General features: G+C 60.2%; 14 protein-coding genes. 7 read left to right on the top strand and 7 right to left on the bottom strand.

Annotation, left to right across the window (positions count from 1 at the left end):
- Position 1: 1 nt before the first annotated feature.
- The 4 genes from ASE04_RS11570 to sppA all read right to left on the bottom strand — a co-directional run bounded on the left by ASE04_RS11570 (position 2) and on the right by sppA (position 2,812).
- Positions 2–907, bottom strand: a complete 906-nt coding sequence (locus ASE04_RS11570) for a S1C family serine protease (RefSeq protein ID WP_056816893.1) — start codon at positions 905–907, stop codon at positions 2–4.
- Positions 908–1,090: 183 nt separating this feature from the next.
- A complete protein-coding gene (locus tag ASE04_RS11575) occupies positions 1,091–1,423 on the bottom strand; it encodes a LapA family protein (RefSeq protein ID WP_056816896.1) in 333 nt (110 codons plus the stop codon).
- A gap of 109 nt (positions 1,424–1,532) precedes the next feature.
- Entirely contained in the window at positions 1,533–1,832 is a 300-nt protein-coding gene (locus ASE04_RS11580) for an integration host factor subunit beta (RefSeq protein ID WP_018898213.1), read from the bottom strand.
- Positions 1,833–1,858: 26 nt separating this feature from the next.
- Positions 1,859–2,812 (bottom strand): signal peptide peptidase SppA, encoded by a 954-nt coding sequence (gene sppA / locus ASE04_RS11585; RefSeq protein WP_056816899.1) that lies wholly within the window; start codon positions 2,810–2,812, stop codon positions 1,859–1,861.
- A gap of 211 nt (positions 2,813–3,023) precedes the next feature.
- Between sppA and lptC the strand changes: the two genes are divergently transcribed.
- The 6 genes from lptC (at position 3,024) to ptsN (ending at position 8,229) form a co-directional block, all read left to right on the top strand.
- Positions 3,024–3,689, top strand: coding sequence for an LPS export ABC transporter periplasmic protein LptC (lptC, locus tag ASE04_RS11590; RefSeq protein WP_056816903.1), 666 nt, complete (start codon positions 3,024–3,026; stop codon positions 3,687–3,689).
- 15 nt (positions 3,690–3,704) lie between these two features.
- Entirely contained in the window at positions 3,705–4,334 is a 630-nt protein-coding gene (locus ASE04_RS11595; protein ID WP_056816906.1) for an LptA/OstA family protein, read from the top strand.
- A gap of 15 nt (positions 4,335–4,349) precedes the next feature.
- Positions 4,350–5,159, top strand: a complete 810-nt coding sequence (gene lptB / locus ASE04_RS11600) for an LPS export ABC transporter ATP-binding protein (RefSeq protein WP_056816910.1) — start codon at positions 4,350–4,352, stop codon at positions 5,157–5,159.
- Between the two features lie 159 nt (positions 5,160–5,318).
- Positions 5,319–6,875 carry an RNA polymerase factor sigma-54 gene (gene rpoN, locus ASE04_RS11605; protein WP_056816914.1) on the top strand — a complete coding sequence of 519 codons (1,557 nt, stop codon included), beginning with the start codon at positions 5,319–5,321 and terminating at the stop codon, positions 6,873–6,875.
- A 248-nt stretch (positions 6,876–7,123) separates the two neighbouring features.
- A complete protein-coding gene (hpf, locus tag ASE04_RS11610) occupies positions 7,124–7,699 on the top strand; it encodes a ribosome hibernation-promoting factor, HPF/YfiA family (RefSeq protein WP_056816918.1) in 576 nt (191 codons plus the stop codon).
- A 65-nt stretch (positions 7,700–7,764) separates the two neighbouring features.
- Complete coding sequence (gene ptsN, locus ASE04_RS11615) at positions 7,765–8,229, top strand: PTS IIA-like nitrogen regulatory protein PtsN (protein WP_056816923.1); 465 nt, start codon at positions 7,765–7,767, stop codon at positions 8,227–8,229.
- A 72-nt stretch (positions 8,230–8,301) separates the two neighbouring features.
- Here ptsN and ASE04_RS11620 read toward each other — a convergent pair whose 3' ends face one another.
- The 3 genes from ASE04_RS11620 to ASE04_RS11630 form a co-directional block, all read right to left on the bottom strand.
- The gene (locus tag ASE04_RS11620; protein ID WP_056816927.1) at positions 8,302–10,647 is read right to left on the bottom strand and encodes a methyl-accepting chemotaxis protein; all 2,346 of its coding nucleotides are present in this window, start codon (positions 10,645–10,647) and stop codon (positions 8,302–8,304) included.
- Between the two features lie 220 nt (positions 10,648–10,867).
- Positions 10,868–11,767: a ribokinase gene (locus ASE04_RS11625; protein WP_056816930.1), complete on the bottom strand. Its 900-nt coding sequence runs from the start codon at positions 11,765–11,767 to the stop codon at positions 10,868–10,870.
- 49 nt (positions 11,768–11,816) lie between these two features.
- On the bottom strand, positions 11,817–13,040 hold the full coding sequence (locus ASE04_RS11630; RefSeq protein ID WP_056816933.1) for a DNA recombination protein RmuC: 1,224 nt from the start codon (positions 13,038–13,040) through the stop codon (positions 11,817–11,819).
- A 198-nt stretch (positions 13,041–13,238) separates the two neighbouring features.
- Here ASE04_RS11630 and ASE04_RS11635 point away from each other — a divergent pair, with 198 nt between their 5' ends.
- The gene (locus ASE04_RS11635) at positions 13,239–14,738 is read left to right on the top strand and encodes a globin-coupled sensor protein (RefSeq protein WP_056816938.1); all 1,500 of its coding nucleotides are present in this window, start codon (positions 13,239–13,241) and stop codon (positions 14,736–14,738) included.
- Positions 14,739–14,785 lie beyond the last annotated feature (47 nt).

A 14,785-nucleotide genomic window follows, 5' to 3' on the forward strand; every position in this document is an offset into this window, starting at 1 on the left:
CCTACTGCAACTGCGGCTTCTTCAGGTAGCTGTTGCGATCGGCCGATCTGATCCGCAGCCAGGCCTCGCGTCCGTCACGCAAGACTCTTATTGGAATTTCAGCGCCGGCGGATCCGCTGCTCCAGATCTTGCGGTAGAAGTCGGCAAGCCCGTCCACTTCGCCATCTCTTATTTCGGAGATGATGTCGCCTCTGCGAAGGCCAGCGTCATCGGCCGGGCTGCCATCGGCGACGCTCATGACGATGACGTCGCCGTTGCTCTCGGCGGAGAAGGCACCGAGCCAGGGGCGAGCGGGCTTGTTGACCTGCCCGCGGGTCAGGAGATCGTCGAGGATGGGCGGCAGAAGGTTGATCGGCACGATCATGTTGATGTCGGCAACTTCGTCGTTCTGGCTCATCTGCAGGCGCAGGGAGCCGATGCCCAACAGCTTCCCATCGGCATCGACGAGGGCAGCACCTCCCCACGACGGATGCGCAGGTGTCGTGAAAATCGCCTCGTCCAGCAGGTATTCCCAATACCCGGCAAACTCCTGCTTCGCGACGATCCGGGCCTCGACGAACTGGCCGATGCCATCGGCCAGCACCACCGGGTCTCCGAGGTTCGCGCCGATGCCGTCACCGAACTCGAGCGCCGGCAGAGCAAGATCGCCGAGAGCCTGCAGCAGGCCAAACCCGGTCTCCTGGTCGTAGGCGAGGGGATGGGCGGCGATCACGCGGCCATCGAGCGTTGTCAGCCAGACTTCGTCGGCCTCGGTGATCAGGTACCCGATCGTCAGCACGAGGCCCGATGAGCGGATGACCACGCCGCTTCCTTCCCGGCGCGTGCCGAGCGTGTCCGCCGTAAAGGCGTCTTCGGGGATTGAGGAGCGAACGGCCACAACAGACCGCAGAATGTCGTCGATATCCATGGTTTCATCCTCGCAAGGCAGAATGTCGGCCCGGCAAATGCGCACGCACTAACTGTATCGCGTATAGCTATGAAGGCAGGTCTATGGCTGCAAGTGGCCTTTAGCCTAATTCAGGCGACATCAGGTCAGTTCGGAGATGGTCCTTCTGGAGAAACAGGCGTTTTCGGCACAGGTTGCGGCGCGCTACCGCGACGGCAGCTGCCCGGCGATTTCCTCGGCGCGCGATTTGTGGTGTCCGGCTTCCGTCTGCCAGCGGACGGCTTCCTTCGCCTCGTTGCGGGCGCGCTTGCGATGCTTTCCCTGCCCGAGCCATGTGGCGGCGGCGCCGACGAACATGCCGATGATCAGCGCGATGAACAGGAAAACGAAGAGTGGTGCGGAAAGCGAGAGCACCTGATCTTCCGGCCGGAAGGGGTTGAAGGCCAGCGACACGCTCTGCCGGTTGGCGACGCAGAAGATGACCAGAATGATGCCAAGAGGCAGCAAAATCAGAAGGTTGATGATTTTCTTCGTCATTGTGCTGTCTCCGTATGCTGTCATTCACCGCGGCGTGCGATGGTGCATATCAGGATAAGCGGAGCCGGCGGAAGTTCAAGTGCGATGTCGCTTTGGTGGAGAAACCCGATCAGTCGTCCTGATCCGCCTGTCCTGGGTTCAGACGTTCGCGCAGTTCCTTGCCGGTCTTGAAGAACGGCACCCACTTCTCCTCGACGAAGACGGTATCGCCGGTACGCGGGTTGCGGCCGGATCGCGACGGACGGTTCTTGACGGAGAACGCGCCGAAGCCGCGCAGCTCCACGCGGTTGCCTGCCGCGAGTGCATCTGTGATCTCGTCGAGGACCGCGTTGACGATATTTTCGACGTCGCGGTGATAAAGATGCGGGTTGCGTGCCGCAACTATCTGCACCAGTTCGGACTTGATCACAGTTGCCCCCTTAAATTATTGATTTCTTATCTATCATTGCCAACCTGCCAAACTGAAAGGAGCCCGTCAAGGAGCAACTTCTGCGGCAGAATTCCGGTGAGGTCCTGGCTACGGGCAAGATCGCCGTAACCCAGGAGTGTGAGGATTTGGGATGCGGCGCCGGCGAGCAGGAACGGCGTCGTGCTCTTCTTGTCCCAGTCGACTTCGGGCAGGTCTTTCTTGACATTCCGCGTTGCCAGATAGGCACGGATTTCGTCGTCGCCGCCGATCTTGTCGATCAGCTTTACTTTCAGTGCTTGCCGGCCCGTGAAGATCGTGCCGTCCGCGAGTTTCAGCACTTCCTCGCGCGGAAGCTTGCGTCGGTCGGCCACGAGATCGACGAACCAGCCGTAGCTGTCGACGATCATCGAATTGATCATCGCCTTGGCCTCTTCGCTGGCGGGATGGAACGGCGACGGCTCGGCCTTCAGCGGCGAGGACTTGATCTCCTCGAGCGAGACGCCGATCTTGTCGAGCAGCGGCTTGACCTGCGGATACTGGAATATCACCCCGATCGAGCCCGTGATCGAACTGTCGCCGGCGATGATCATGTCGCCGGCCGTGGCGATCATGTAGCCGGCCGATGCCGCGAGCGTGCGTACGTCCGAGACGACGGGCTTCTTGGCCGCGATGGCGCGGATCGCCTTGAAGATCCGTTCGCCGCCATAGGTCGTTCCACCCGGAGACGAAATCGAGACCACGACCGCCTTCACCGCATCGTTCTTCTCGATCTTGCCGAGCCGCTCCAGCAACTCGTTGTCGTCGGTGATCAGGCCGGAGATCGTCACATGGGCGATGTGCGGGCGTTCCAAGCCGACGTCTTCGGCAAAGAACCGATATGCGACGAAACCGAGCGCCAGGAGCAGCAGAACCGCGATCACGCGCCAGAACCCAACCTTGCGCCGCAGTCGCCGGCGGTCTGCGATCATCGAACTGTCCATTCATTCCTCCGAATCGGCAAGCCTCAGGCAACCCCGTCAATCTAGAGTTCACCAGGCGCGCGGAAATGCTTTTGTGGCTAATTTCATGCTTTTCTTGCTTGTTGCAGAAAAAAATCCATATTGGCAAGTCGGTGTAATAATGCGAAACGAACTGTGATCTGCAGACGCGCTCCCTATATAAGCCTGCCGATCACTGCAACGGACCCTACTTATGCTCAATACACTGAACAACGGCGGACAGGCTGCCTATGCGAAGCCCGCAAGGAGCGCCTATGGCGACGCGCGGTTTCACTCGGCCAGAGTTCGCCGGCTGAAGGTGCTGCTGCCTGTGGCCGCCGTGATCGTGTCGCTCGCCTTCATCGGCGTTTCAATCATCCGCACCTATCTGCCCGAGAACATCAAGATCGAGGGTGCCAAGATCAAGGACGGCAAGGTCGTGATGGAGAAGCCGGCGATCTCGGGCCGCAACTCCGATGGCATCAACTATTCCATGCTGGCCGAGCGCGCGCTGCAGGATATCAAGAATCCCAATCTCATAACGCTCGAAACCATCAAGGCTGCCGTTCCTATTCGCGATGATCTCATCGCTCGAGTCGAGGCAACGACGGCCGATTACGACCGCGCGACTGACAACCTCAACGTCAAGTCGCCATTCACCATTCTTTTGAGCAATGGCCTTTCCGCGAAGTTCCAAACCGCTCAGGTCGATATCAAAGGTGGCAAGCTTACGACCAATGATGCCGTCGAGATCCAAAAAGACGGCGCATCAGTTGTTGCGCGCTCGCTCAAGATGACAGATAAGGGGCGGACGATCACATTCGAGGGGAATGTTCGAATGAATGTTGATCCGTCCGCTATTCACAAACAGGGCACTTAACCAGCCGGGTTCCTAATGGCAAACTATTGTCGCATTTCCACCCGCAAGTCGGGCGCAGTATTCTTTAACGGTGCGCTCGCACTGATGCTTTTGGCGGGCGGTGCGCTGGCTCAGGCAACGACCAGCCAGATGAACGGTCTGAAACTCAACCGGGATGAACCGATCCAGATCGAAAGCGACAAGCTGGAAATCCACGATCAGGAACACACGGCCGACTTCACCGGCAACGTCAAGGTTGTCCAGGGGGCGACGACCCTGCAGGCCGGTCACATGACGGTGTATTACAAGGCGAAGGGCGATGCCGCGAACGCCGACGCGAATGGCGCATCCAAGGCGTCGGCCGCCGACGACAAGCAGGCATCGACCTCCATCGCATCGGGCAGTGCCGACATCGACCACATCATCGTCACCGACAAGGTGTTCCTGAGCTCCGGAACGCAGACCGCGACGGCCGACAACGGATCCTTCGACATGGCGAAGCAGCTTTTCATCCTGAAGGGTGAGAAGGTCGTGCTGTCAGACGGACCGAATGTCTTCACCGGTTGTCAGTTGACGGTGCATATGGCGACCGGACAGGCGCAATTGGACAGCTGCGGGGGGCGCGTCCAAATTCAGCTTGATCCGAAATCACAGAAAAAGAACTGACCCCGGCATTACCACGTGAAATTATTCTCGCTATCGACCAAGTTCGGCAAGACTGGTTCGCAGGCTGCGGCTGATGCCGCAACCACGGACAAGAGCCGTTATCAGGGCACGCTGATCGCGCGCGGTCTGACCAAGACCTACAGCACGCGACGCGTCGTCAATGGTGTCTCACTCGTCGTTCGTCGCGGCGAAGCTGTCGGGTTGCTCGGGCCGAACGGTGCCGGCAAGACGACGTGCTTCTACATGATCACCGGCCTTGTTCCGGTTGATGAGGGCACCATCGAGATTGACGGCAACGATGTTACGACGATGCCGATGTATCGTCGGTCGCGCCTTGGCGTCGGCTATCTGCCGCAGGAAGCGTCGATCTTCCGTGGTCTGACGGTGGAAGAAAACATTCGCGCCGTCCTCGAAGTGCATATCAAGGACAAGGCGGCGCGGGAAAAGAAGCTCGACGAACTGCTGGACGAATTCCATATCCGCAAGCTCCGCAAGAGCGCGGCCGTGTCGTTGTCGGGCGGCGAGCGTCGGCGCCTCGAAATCGCGCGCGCCCTGGCAACCGATCCGACGTTCATGCTCCTCGACGAGCCCTTCGCCGGCGTCGATCCGATTTCCGTTGCCGATATTCAGAACCTCGTTCACCACCTGACCGCGCGCGGCATTGGCGTTTTGATCACCGATCACAACGTTCGCGAGACGTTGGGCTTGATCGACCGCGCCTACATCATCCATGCAGGCGAAGTATTGACGCATGGTCGTGCCAACGACATCGTCAATAACCCGGAGGTTCGCCGGCTTTACCTGGGCGATAACTTCAGCCTCTAGGAACGCCCGGTTGTGACGGAAATTCACCTTACCGTCACACTACCGCTTGACCAAATAAGATAAAAAAGCAATTTTTGGGCCAACTTGGTTTTCGTGGCCCGCTCCCAAATTTTTGGGCACGATTTCCCGGAGGAAATGAACGGGAGTTTCGCGTCCGCTATGGCACTTTCGGCCAACCTTTTCCTGCGCCAAAGCCAGTCTCTGGTCATGACGCCGCAGCTGATGCAGTCGATCCAGCTGTTGCAGATGACCCATTTCGAGCTGAACCAGTTCATCGCGCAGGAAGTTGAGAAGAACCCGTTGCTCGAGTTTCCGTCAAATGACGCGGAAACGGGCAGCGATCGGATCGAGGACGATGCCTTCGCCCGCGGCATCGAAGAGCCGGGCGGCGATGAAGACTATGATCGCCGGGCCGAAGTTCTTTCAGATGACTGGTCAGATAGGTCGGATGGCGCCGGCGCCGGTCGAATGAGCGACGAGCTCGATGCAAACTACAGCAATGTCTTCCAGGACGACGCGGCGCCGCAACGGGCCGATGCGCCAGAACTCATCAGCCAGTGGAAGTCGATGCCGGGAGCTGGCGATGCCGCCGAATCCTACGACCTCGATGATTTCGTCGCCGGCCAGGTGTCCCTTCGAGACTATCTCGGCCAGCAGTTGCCTTTCGTTTTGCCAGAGATGAATGACCGCCTGATTGCGCAGCATCTCGTCGATCAACTCGATGAGGCGGGCTATCTTCAGGGAGACCTGAAGGAAGCAGCCGAGCGCCTCGGATGCGATGCCGCGGACACGGAGCGCGTGCTTGCCGCCCTTCAGACGCTCGATCCGCCGGGCGTCTTTGCCCGCAACCTCGCGGAGTGCCTTGCGATACAGTTGCGCCAGAAGGATCGTTACGACCCCGCGATGCAGGCGTTTGTCGGCAACCTCGAGCTGCTTGCGCGGCGGGATTTCGCGGCGCTGAAGCGGCTCTGCGGCGTCGACGAGGAGGATCTCCTCGATATGCTGACAGAAATCCGCCAGCTCAACCCGAAGCCCGGCAGCGGCTTCGAGGCGGGTGTATCCGAGGCGATCATGCCTGATGTCGTCGTCAGGGCGGATTCGATCGGCGGCTGGCTGGTGGAGCTCAATCCGGATACCTTGCCCCGCGTTCTCGTCAATCAGTCCTATTTCGCCAATGTAACCAAGAACGGCCAGGATTATGCCTTCCTCTCAGAATGTCTGCAGAGCGCCAACTGGCTGACGCGCAGCCTAGACCAGCGTGCGAAGACGATCATAAAGGTGGCGAGCGAGATCGTCCGGCAGCAGGATGCCTTCCTGCTTCACGGCGTCGATCATCTCCGTCCGCTGAATTTGAAGACGATCGCCGACGCGATCAAGATGCATGAGTCCACCGTCAGCCGGGTAACCTCCAACAAATACATGCTGACGCCGCGCGGTCTGTTCGAACTCAAATACTTCTTCACGGTTTCCATCGGTGCCGTGGAAGGCGGCGACAGTCATTCCGCCGAGGCGGTCCGCCACAAGATCCGGATCCTGATCATGCAGGAGAGCCCGGATGCCGTCCTCTCGGACGACGATATCGTGGATATCCTGAAGAAGAGTGGCATCGAGCTTGCTCGCCGTACGGTAGCGAAATATCGTGAAGCCATGAATATTGCTTCATCCGTCCAACGTCGGCGGGAGAAGCGGGCCTTGGCGAAGGTCGCCGGTTTCTGAGGGTCCGGCACCGCGTTTTGTACGCGTATTCCTGCGTAAAATGAGCTCTTGTTGACTTTTTGGTAACTTCTGGATAGAAGCCGCCGCGATCGACGCTGTCGGCAGCGTTAGAGGTTATCCCCATCATCCTCAGGGCGGGCGCAGCCGAGAACTTCGGCCGATCTTGCTCGGGATCGCGTGAAGTGCTTGGATGAGGATGAGCCTTGGCGTAAACTGGTACTCGCAAACACCATAAGAAGGGAAACTCCATGAGTGTGCGTGTAGCCGGTAAACATATGGAAATTGGTGACTCCTTCCGTCAGCGGATCGAGGACCAAATAGATGTAGCCGTCACGAAATACTTCGACGGAGGGTATTCTGGCCAGGTAATCGTCGAGAAATCTAACGTCCGCTTTTCCGCAGATTGCAAGCTTCACCTCGATAGCGGTGTCGTTCTGCATGCCGCCGGAGAAGCAATGGATCCGCAGCCGGCGTTTGACGCTGCCTTCTCGAGAATCGAGAAGCGGCTTCGCCGGTACAAGAGGAAACTCAAGGATCATCATGCGGGCAACCATTCGAATGGTTTTGCAGAGGTTGCCTACACCGTCATGGACGCCGTGCCGGATCACGAGGATGAGGTTCCCGATGACTTTGCGCCAGCCATCGTGGCGGAAAGCACGAAGCAATTGAAGACCATGTCCGTTGCGACCGCCGTGATGGCGCTCGATATGACGGATGAGCCGCTGCTGCTGTTCCGCAGCCCCGGCAACGACCAACTTAACATCGTTTACCGTCGGCACGACGGCAACATTGGCTGGATAGACGCAGCCAACATCAAAGGCTGAGATTGAGGCGAGGGGCGGCAGACAGCCTGCCGCTCCCCCGGTTCTCGGCGCAAAAGGAAGAAGAAATGGCATTGGCAGATCTGCTGCAGCAAAATGCGATCATTCCCGCACTCAAAGTAAATTCCAAGAAGCAACTTCTCCAGGAATTGGCGGCCAAGGCATCCAAGGTGACCGGGCTTTCCGAGCGCGAGATTTTCGACGTTGTCCTGCAGCGCGAGCGGCTTGGCTCGACCGGTGTGGGCAACGGCATTGCGATCCCCCACGGCAAACTGGCAAGCATCCATTCCATCGTCGGGATTTTTGCGCGACTCGATCAGCCGGTCGATTTCGAGGCACTGGATGACCAGCCCGTCGATCTAGTGTTTTTGCTTCTGGCGCCGGAAGGTGCTGGTGCAGACCATCTGAAGGCGCTGTCACGCATAGCGCGCGTGCTGCGTGACCACGATCTCGTCGCCAAGCTGCGCGCGACCGATTCCGCATCAGCGATCTATGCCTTCCTCAACGAAGAGCAGACGTCGAACGCCGCCTGATAACAGGCAAGTTTAATAGAAAAGAGGCGCCCGAGCGATCGGGCGCCTCTTTTTTATTCAGTAGCGACCGGATCAGAACTCTTCCCAGTTGTCCTGTGCAAGCGCCGCGTTGCCATGCGTCTGGGCGACGGCCGGACGGCGGGGTGCCGGTGCAGCTGCCCGCTGGTAGCTCGGCGCCGAGGCTGTTGGTGCCCGCATCTGCTGAGCTGTGGAGCGCAGAGCCGCACCGTTGCCGGAGCCGGCGATGCGGAACCGCATGACCAGTTGCTTCAACGTTTGGGCTTCGTCGTTCAGGGTCACGCTGGCTGCGGTGGTTTCTTCGACCATCGCCGCGTTCTGCTGCGTCACCTGGTCCATCTGGTTCATGGCCTGGTTGATTTCCTTGAGGCCGATCGCCTGTTCGCTGGCGGAGGCGGAAATCTCGCGGATCAGGCTGTTGATGCCCATGACCTGCTCGGAGATCTTGTGCAGCGTATCGCCCGCACGTCCGACGAGATCCACACCATCCTTCACCTGGGAGGCGGAGGTGTTGATTAGCGTCTTGATCTCCTTGGCGGCATTTGCGGAACGCTGTGCAAGCTCGCGAACTTCCTGCGCGACGACTGCAAAGCCCTTGCCTGCTTCGCCTGCGCGCGCAGCCTCGACGCCGGCGTTGAGCGCCAGCAGGTTGGTCTGGAACGCGATATCGTCGATGACGCCGATGATGCGCGAGACCTCGGTCGAGGACTGCTCGATGCCACGCATGGAGGCGATAGCCTTGCGAACCACTTCGCCGGACTTCTCGGCATCCTCGCAGGCATGGTTGACGTTGTCGGCCGCGGTCCGAGCGTTCTCGGCGCTGGAGTTGACCTGCGCGGTCAGCTCGTTGAGGGCCGCTGCGGTCTCTTCCAGGCTGGCTGCCTGCTGCTCGGTGCGCTTGGCGAGATCGGAGGCGCTGCCGCTGATTTCGCTGGTGCCGGATCCGATGTTCACGACGCTCATGTTCATCGTGTTGATCGTTTCCTCGAGGCTTGCGAGAGCCGCGTTGAAGTCCTGCTTCAGCTTAGCATACTCACCGGGGAAGTCCTCGCTGATGCGGTGGCTGAGATTGCCTTGCGACAGCTCGGACAAGCCAGAACCGACGATCGAAACGATGTGGCGCTGCAGGTTTACCGACTGTAGACGTTCGGATTCCGAGCGGCCGCGTTCGGCTTCAGCTGCGTCGCGCTGGTTGTTGGCTTCGACCTCGAGGCGCTGTGTATTGGCAAGCGCGAAACGGAAACCTTCCAGGGCCTTCGCCACTGAGCCGATTTCATCGGCGCGATCCTGGCCCTTCACCGGCTGCTCGTAGCGTCCCTCGCTCAGAGCACGCACGCTGGAGACAAGGCCGCCGAGCGGCAGCTGAACCAGAGAACGGACCGCGAGATAGAGAGCGACCATGACGGCAGCGAGAACGAGGATGCCGGCCACGACCATCATGAAGGTCTGGTCCTGAACCGGAGCGTTGATGGCGCTGTGCGGCACATCGACGAGAATCACCCAGCTGGCGTTCACGTCAGGCAGTGCGAAAGGATAAACGACGCGATCGAAGGGCTCAAACCCATCGAAAGTAAGATCCTTGACGACGGCAGGCTGGAGCGAGGTCAGCGCGTTCTTGACCGAAGCGAGGCCTTCGCCGTCGTAGTCCTTCATGGAGAGATCGGCCTTCGGCGCGACGATCCACTTGCCCGTCTGAGACAGCAGGGTGACGCGGCCGGTGCCGAACGGGTGCAGTGTCGAGAGCTTGTCGCGCAGCGACTTCAGCGAAATATCGACGCCGCTGACACCGACCAGCTTGCCGCCGGACATGACGGGATATGCGATCGAGGTCATCGCGGTGTTCTCGCCGGTCGTCGTCTCGGCGTAAGGCGGCGAAAGCGCGCCCTTCTTGCTCTGCGCGGCGAGGGAGTACCATTCGGCCTTGTAGTCGGAATCGAAGGTCGAGAAGGTGAAGCCACCATCCTTCTTCTTCGTCCAATAGGGGTTGAATGTGCCATCCTTGGCGGAGCCGAAATCGACCTTGCCGGCCATCGTCGGCGACTGGCCGTCGAAGGCGTTCGGCTCCTCGGCAAACCAGCTGCCGAATGCGAACTGGTTGCGTTCAACGTTGGCCTTCAGCATGTCGACGACCGACTTGCGGTCGAGATACTTGCCTTCATGACCACGGCTGATCGTGCCGGCCATCGAGCGCGCCGCGCCGGCGAGTTCGCCGACGGAAGAGGCGACTTCGTTGGCGATCGACTTCGCCTCAAGGTTTGCCTGGTCCATCGTCAGCGTCTGGACGCGGCTGCGCGTCTCGCCGATCAGGAAGAAGTTGGAAACGAGAAGGACAAGTGCAATCGAGATGCCAGTAATGAGGATAAGCTTAGCCGCAAGCGACTTCATGCGAAAAATGAACATGGTTTCCTCGGGGGAAGGATGCGTCGGCCGGTGCATTCACCGACGCAGAGACGGAAGCCCGCCCCTTCATGGAGCAGCCGTAAAGAAATGCCCGATCCTTGGAGGAAGGTCTGGCGATCACCCGAAACATCGCCAGAAATCTATTAAATTTGAATGAAATGCCATCAAATTTCACGGGTGGAGATCGTCCGCGCCGCGAAATGTCGTCGCGGCGACGACGCTATAGTTCCTTTGCGACGTCGGCGCTCAGGGGGATGGAAGGCTGTGCGCCCTGCTTCAGGCAGGCGAGCGAACCGGCAACGGCCGCGCGCCGCAGCGCGGTCTCGAAATCCAGGCCCTCGTCCAGGCTGGCGGCGAAATAGCCGCAGAAGGTATCGCCCGCGCCAACGGTATCCACGGGCTCGATCTTCAGCCCCTTGGCCCTGAAAAGATGGCCGTCGCGGATGGCGACCACGCCGTCGGCGCCGAGCGTGACGATCAGTGTCTGGCCGGTCTCGCTGTTGAGTTGTTTCAGCGCCGCCTCGCGTTCGCCGGCGTCCATGACTTCCTGCCCGGCCAGTCGTTCGAACTCCGTCTCGTTGGCGATGACGATGTCGGCAAGGCGCCCGAGGCGCGGTGCGTCGGCGATCAAGGGTGCGAGGTTGAGGACCGTCGTAATGCCTTTCGCTTTCGCGCGGGCCAGTGCCTGCTCGACGGCTGGAACGGGGACTTCCAGCTGAAGCATGAGGATATCGTTCGTCTGCATCGCATCGATTGCCGCATCGGCATCCGTGGCCGTGACCGTACCGTTCGCGCCCGGCACGACGGCAATCATGTTCTCGCCATCGCCGCCGACGAGAATGAGGGCAGTGCCGGTTGGCTCGTCCACATGCTTCACACTGTCGAGCGTCGCTCCAGCGTCCTTCAGGAGTTCCAGCGCCGGTTCCGCGAAGTTGTCCTGGCCAACAGCGCCGGCCATATGCACGACGCGGCCCGCGCGCCGTGCCGCCAGCGCCTGGTTCGCGCCCTTGCCGCCAGCCGCCGTGGAAAAGCCACTGCCGGCGACGGTTTCGCCGGGCTTCGGCAGCCGGTCGGTGGTGGCGATGAGGTCCATGTTGATGGAGCCGAAAACTGTGATCATGAATGTGCCCGTCCGATATCTTCTTCGGGCGCGACACTGCCTGAATGGCTCACTCGTCGTCAACCACTCTGAGCTTCAGCAAGCCTGTCCGGCTGTCGACCGACTTCTGTGAGGCGTCGCTTTCCTTTGCCCGTTGCGCCGGAGCGTCGCCTTCGAATTCCAGCGCTTCTATCTTCGCTCCGCGCTTGTTCAGCTTGTCCGCGGAGGTCAGGATCATGTCGACATCCTTCTGCGCCATGGAAAAATGGCTCTGTAGTTTCCGGACGCGATCATCAAGCCGCCCGAGGTCATCCATGAGGCTGACGACTTCGCCCTGGATGACGTGCGCCTGGGCGCGCATCCGCTGATCCTTGAGCACTGCCTGAATGACCTGGATCGACAGCATCAGCAGGGAGGGCGAGACGATGACGACCCGCGCCCGATGCGCCTTCTGCACGATCGGTTCGAAATTCTCGTGGATCTCGGCGAAGATCGATTCCGATGGCACGAACATGAATGCCGTGTCCTGGGTCTCGCCCTGGATCAGATACTTCTCCGAGATGTCCCGGATATGCGTCTCCATGTCGCGGCGGAACTGCTGCGAGGCGACCTTCGCGCCATCAGGCCCGCCCGCGTCGCGGATGGCATTCCATGCTTCCAGCGGAAACTTCGCGTCGATCACCAGCGGCGGCGCGCCGTTCGGCATGCGGATCGTGCAGTCCGGTCGCGAGCCGTTGGAGAGGGTATGCTGGAAGGTATAGGCGCCCATCGGCAGGCCGTCGGCAACGATTGTCTCCATGCGCGATTGCCCGAAGGCGCCGCGCGTCTGCTTGTTGGAGAGGATCGCCTGCAGACCGACGACGTCCTTGGCAAGCGTCTGGATGTTGTTTTGAGCCGCATCGATGACGGCCAGGCGTTCCTGCAGCCGCTGAAGGTTTTCGTGCGTCGACTTCGTTTGTTCGGAAATGGTCGTGCTGACGCGCTGCGTCATGCCGTCGAGACGCTGGTTGATCACCTGGTTGAGCTCGGCCTGCCGCGAGCCGAAGACCTCGGCCATCGTCGACATGCGCCCATGCATTTCGGCCTGAATCTTGAGGAGCTCGGCCATTCGGCCGTCGGCTTCCGTTGCCCTCATCGCGGCGTCGTCCGCCTGTTCCCGCCGCAACTGGCCGCTGCGCACGAGAAGCACGATCATCAAGACGATCAGCGCTGCGATCGCTCCGCCACCGAGGGCGAGGATAGCTGGATTGAGCTTGGAAAAGGCGAAAGAAAGTGAGTCGACGCTTGGGTTCATGAAAGCACCATAGCAAACTCGCAAGCATTTTCTAGATCAAAACGTGAACAACTCACAGGGCGATGTTGTCGGCCGCGTGGCGCATATTTGAGCCACTAGCAGACAAATAGGCTCTCGATTTAACCATTGCTCAACTATATTCGGCAAAAGCTCGGCTTCAATTTTTTCCTTCGGCATCAATTACAAAGCAGAGACATCATGACCACTCAGCCGTCCGACAATGCGCTCAAGCAACGCCTTGACTTCATCGAGCTGGACGATGATGCGCGGATGGCACTGCGCGAAATGCGTCCTGCCATTTCGGAGCTCCTTGGCGCTGCTCTGGACAAATTCTACGGTAAGCTCGGCAAGACGCCGGCGGTTGCGAAGTTCTTCTCCGACAAGAACCACATGAACCACGCCAAGAAACGCCAGGAAGCCCATTGGGCCAATCTGGCGGGCGGCAATTTCGATGAATCCTATGTCAACGGCGTCACCGCCGTCGGCCGGACGCACGCACGGATCGGCTTGGAGCCACGCTGGTATATCGGTGGTTACGCGTTGCTGATGAGTGACCTCATCAAGGGTCTGATGGACAAGCAGTGGCCGTCACGTTTTGCCCGCCCGCAGGGCAAGGTGCTCGCCGAAAAACTCGCTGCCGTCGTAAAGGCGGCAATGCTCGACATGGATTATTCTATCTCCGTCTACCTCGATACGCTCGACGAGAAGCGCAAGCAGCTCGAGGATGAGCGCGCGAAGGCCGAGGCTGACCAGGCGCTGGCGCTCAGCCATCTTCGCCGCGGATTGGAGGCGCTCTCGAACGGCGACCTCGAGGCAACCCTGCCGCCCGATCTGCCGGGCAGCTTCAAGGAGATGGCGGACGACTACAACCGTGCCGTGGCTGCCTTGCGCACGTCCTTCGCATCGGTTCGCGCAACATCCGGCGAAATTCTCCAGGGGACCGACGTCATCGCCAAGGGCTCTGATGACCTGGCACTGCGCACAGCGCAGCAGGCAGCAGGCGTCGAGGAAAGCTCGGCTGCCCTGCAGCAGCTCTCGGTCAGCGTCGGCCAGACCGCCGCCAATGCCGAGAAAGCTTCGGCAGCCGTGCGTGAAACACAGCAGAAGGCCAAGAACTCCGGCGAGCTCGTCACCAGCGCCGTATCGGCGATGGCCGAGATCGAAAAGTCCTCGACCGAGATTTCCAAGATCATCGGCGTCATCGATGAAATCGCCTTCCAGACCAACCTGCTGGCATTGAACGCCGGCGTCGAGGCAGCCCGTGCCGGCGATGCGGGCAAAGGCTTCGCCGTTGTTGCGCAGGAAGTTCGTCAGCTCGCGCAGCGCACTGCTGACGCCGCAAAGGAAATCAAGAACCTGATTTCGCAGAGCTCGTCGCAGGTCAATGAAGGCGTCGATATCGTCAGCAGCACCGGCGAGGCGCTGAGCGACATGATCAACCGCATCGATATCATCAACCGCTTCGTCGCCGATATCGCAGCCGCCGCGCGCGATCAGGCAACCGGCGTCAATGAAGTCAGCGTCGCCATCCGCAACATGGATACGATCACCCAGCAGAATTCCGGCATGGTGGAGCGGACATCCGAGGAGACCCGCCGCCTGCGCAACGAGGTCGACAGCCTTGTGGGCCTCCTGCAGCGGTTCCGCACCGGTGCCCCGGAACGCGTCATGCCGACGGCTTCCCGCCGCGCCGCGTAACGTAAAGCCAATGAAATTCCCGACGGCCGCGCAAAAAAGCGTGGCCG

The organism is Rhizobium sp. Root708 (assembly GCF_001429725.1).
In the GTDB taxonomy this organism is placed as follows: Bacteria; Pseudomonadota; Alphaproteobacteria; order Rhizobiales; family Rhizobiaceae; genus Rhizobium.

Coding starts and splice junctions, on each gene's coding strand:
- ASE04_RS11570 (WP_056816893.1), bottom strand. CDS start 907: ATGGATATCGACGACATTCTGCGGTCTGTTGTGGCCGTTCGCTCCTCA.
- ASE04_RS11575 (WP_056816896.1), bottom strand. CDS start 1,423: ATGACGAAGAAAATCATCAACCTTCTGATTTTGCTGCCTCTTGGCATC.
- sppA (WP_056816899.1), bottom strand. CDS start 2,812: ATGGACAGTTCGATGATCGCAGACCGCCGGCGACTGCGGCGCAAGGTT.
- lptC (WP_056816903.1), top strand. CDS start 3,024: ATGCTCAATACACTGAACAACGGCGGACAGGCTGCCTATGCGAAGCCC.
- ASE04_RS11595 (WP_056816906.1), top strand. CDS start 3,705: ATGGCAAACTATTGTCGCATTTCCACCCGCAAGTCGGGCGCAGTATTC.
- rpoN (WP_056816914.1), top strand. CDS start 5,319: ATGGCACTTTCGGCCAACCTTTTCCTGCGCCAAAGCCAGTCTCTGGTC.
- hpf (WP_056816918.1), top strand. CDS start 7,124: ATGAGTGTGCGTGTAGCCGGTAAACATATGGAAATTGGTGACTCCTTC.
- ptsN (WP_056816923.1), top strand. CDS start 7,765: ATGGCATTGGCAGATCTGCTGCAGCAAAATGCGATCATTCCCGCACTC.
- ASE04_RS11620 (WP_056816927.1), bottom strand. CDS start 10,647: ATGTTCATTTTTCGCATGAAGTCGCTTGCGGCTAAGCTTATCCTCATT.
- ASE04_RS11625 (WP_056816930.1), bottom strand. CDS start 11,767: ATGATCACAGTTTTCGGCTCCATCAACATGGACCTCATCGCCACCACC.
- ASE04_RS11630 (WP_056816933.1), bottom strand. CDS start 13,040: ATGAACCCAAGCGTCGACTCACTTTCTTTCGCCTTTTCCAAGCTCAAT.
- ASE04_RS11635 (WP_056816938.1), top strand. CDS start 13,239: ATGACCACTCAGCCGTCCGACAATGCGCTCAAGCAACGCCTTGACTTC.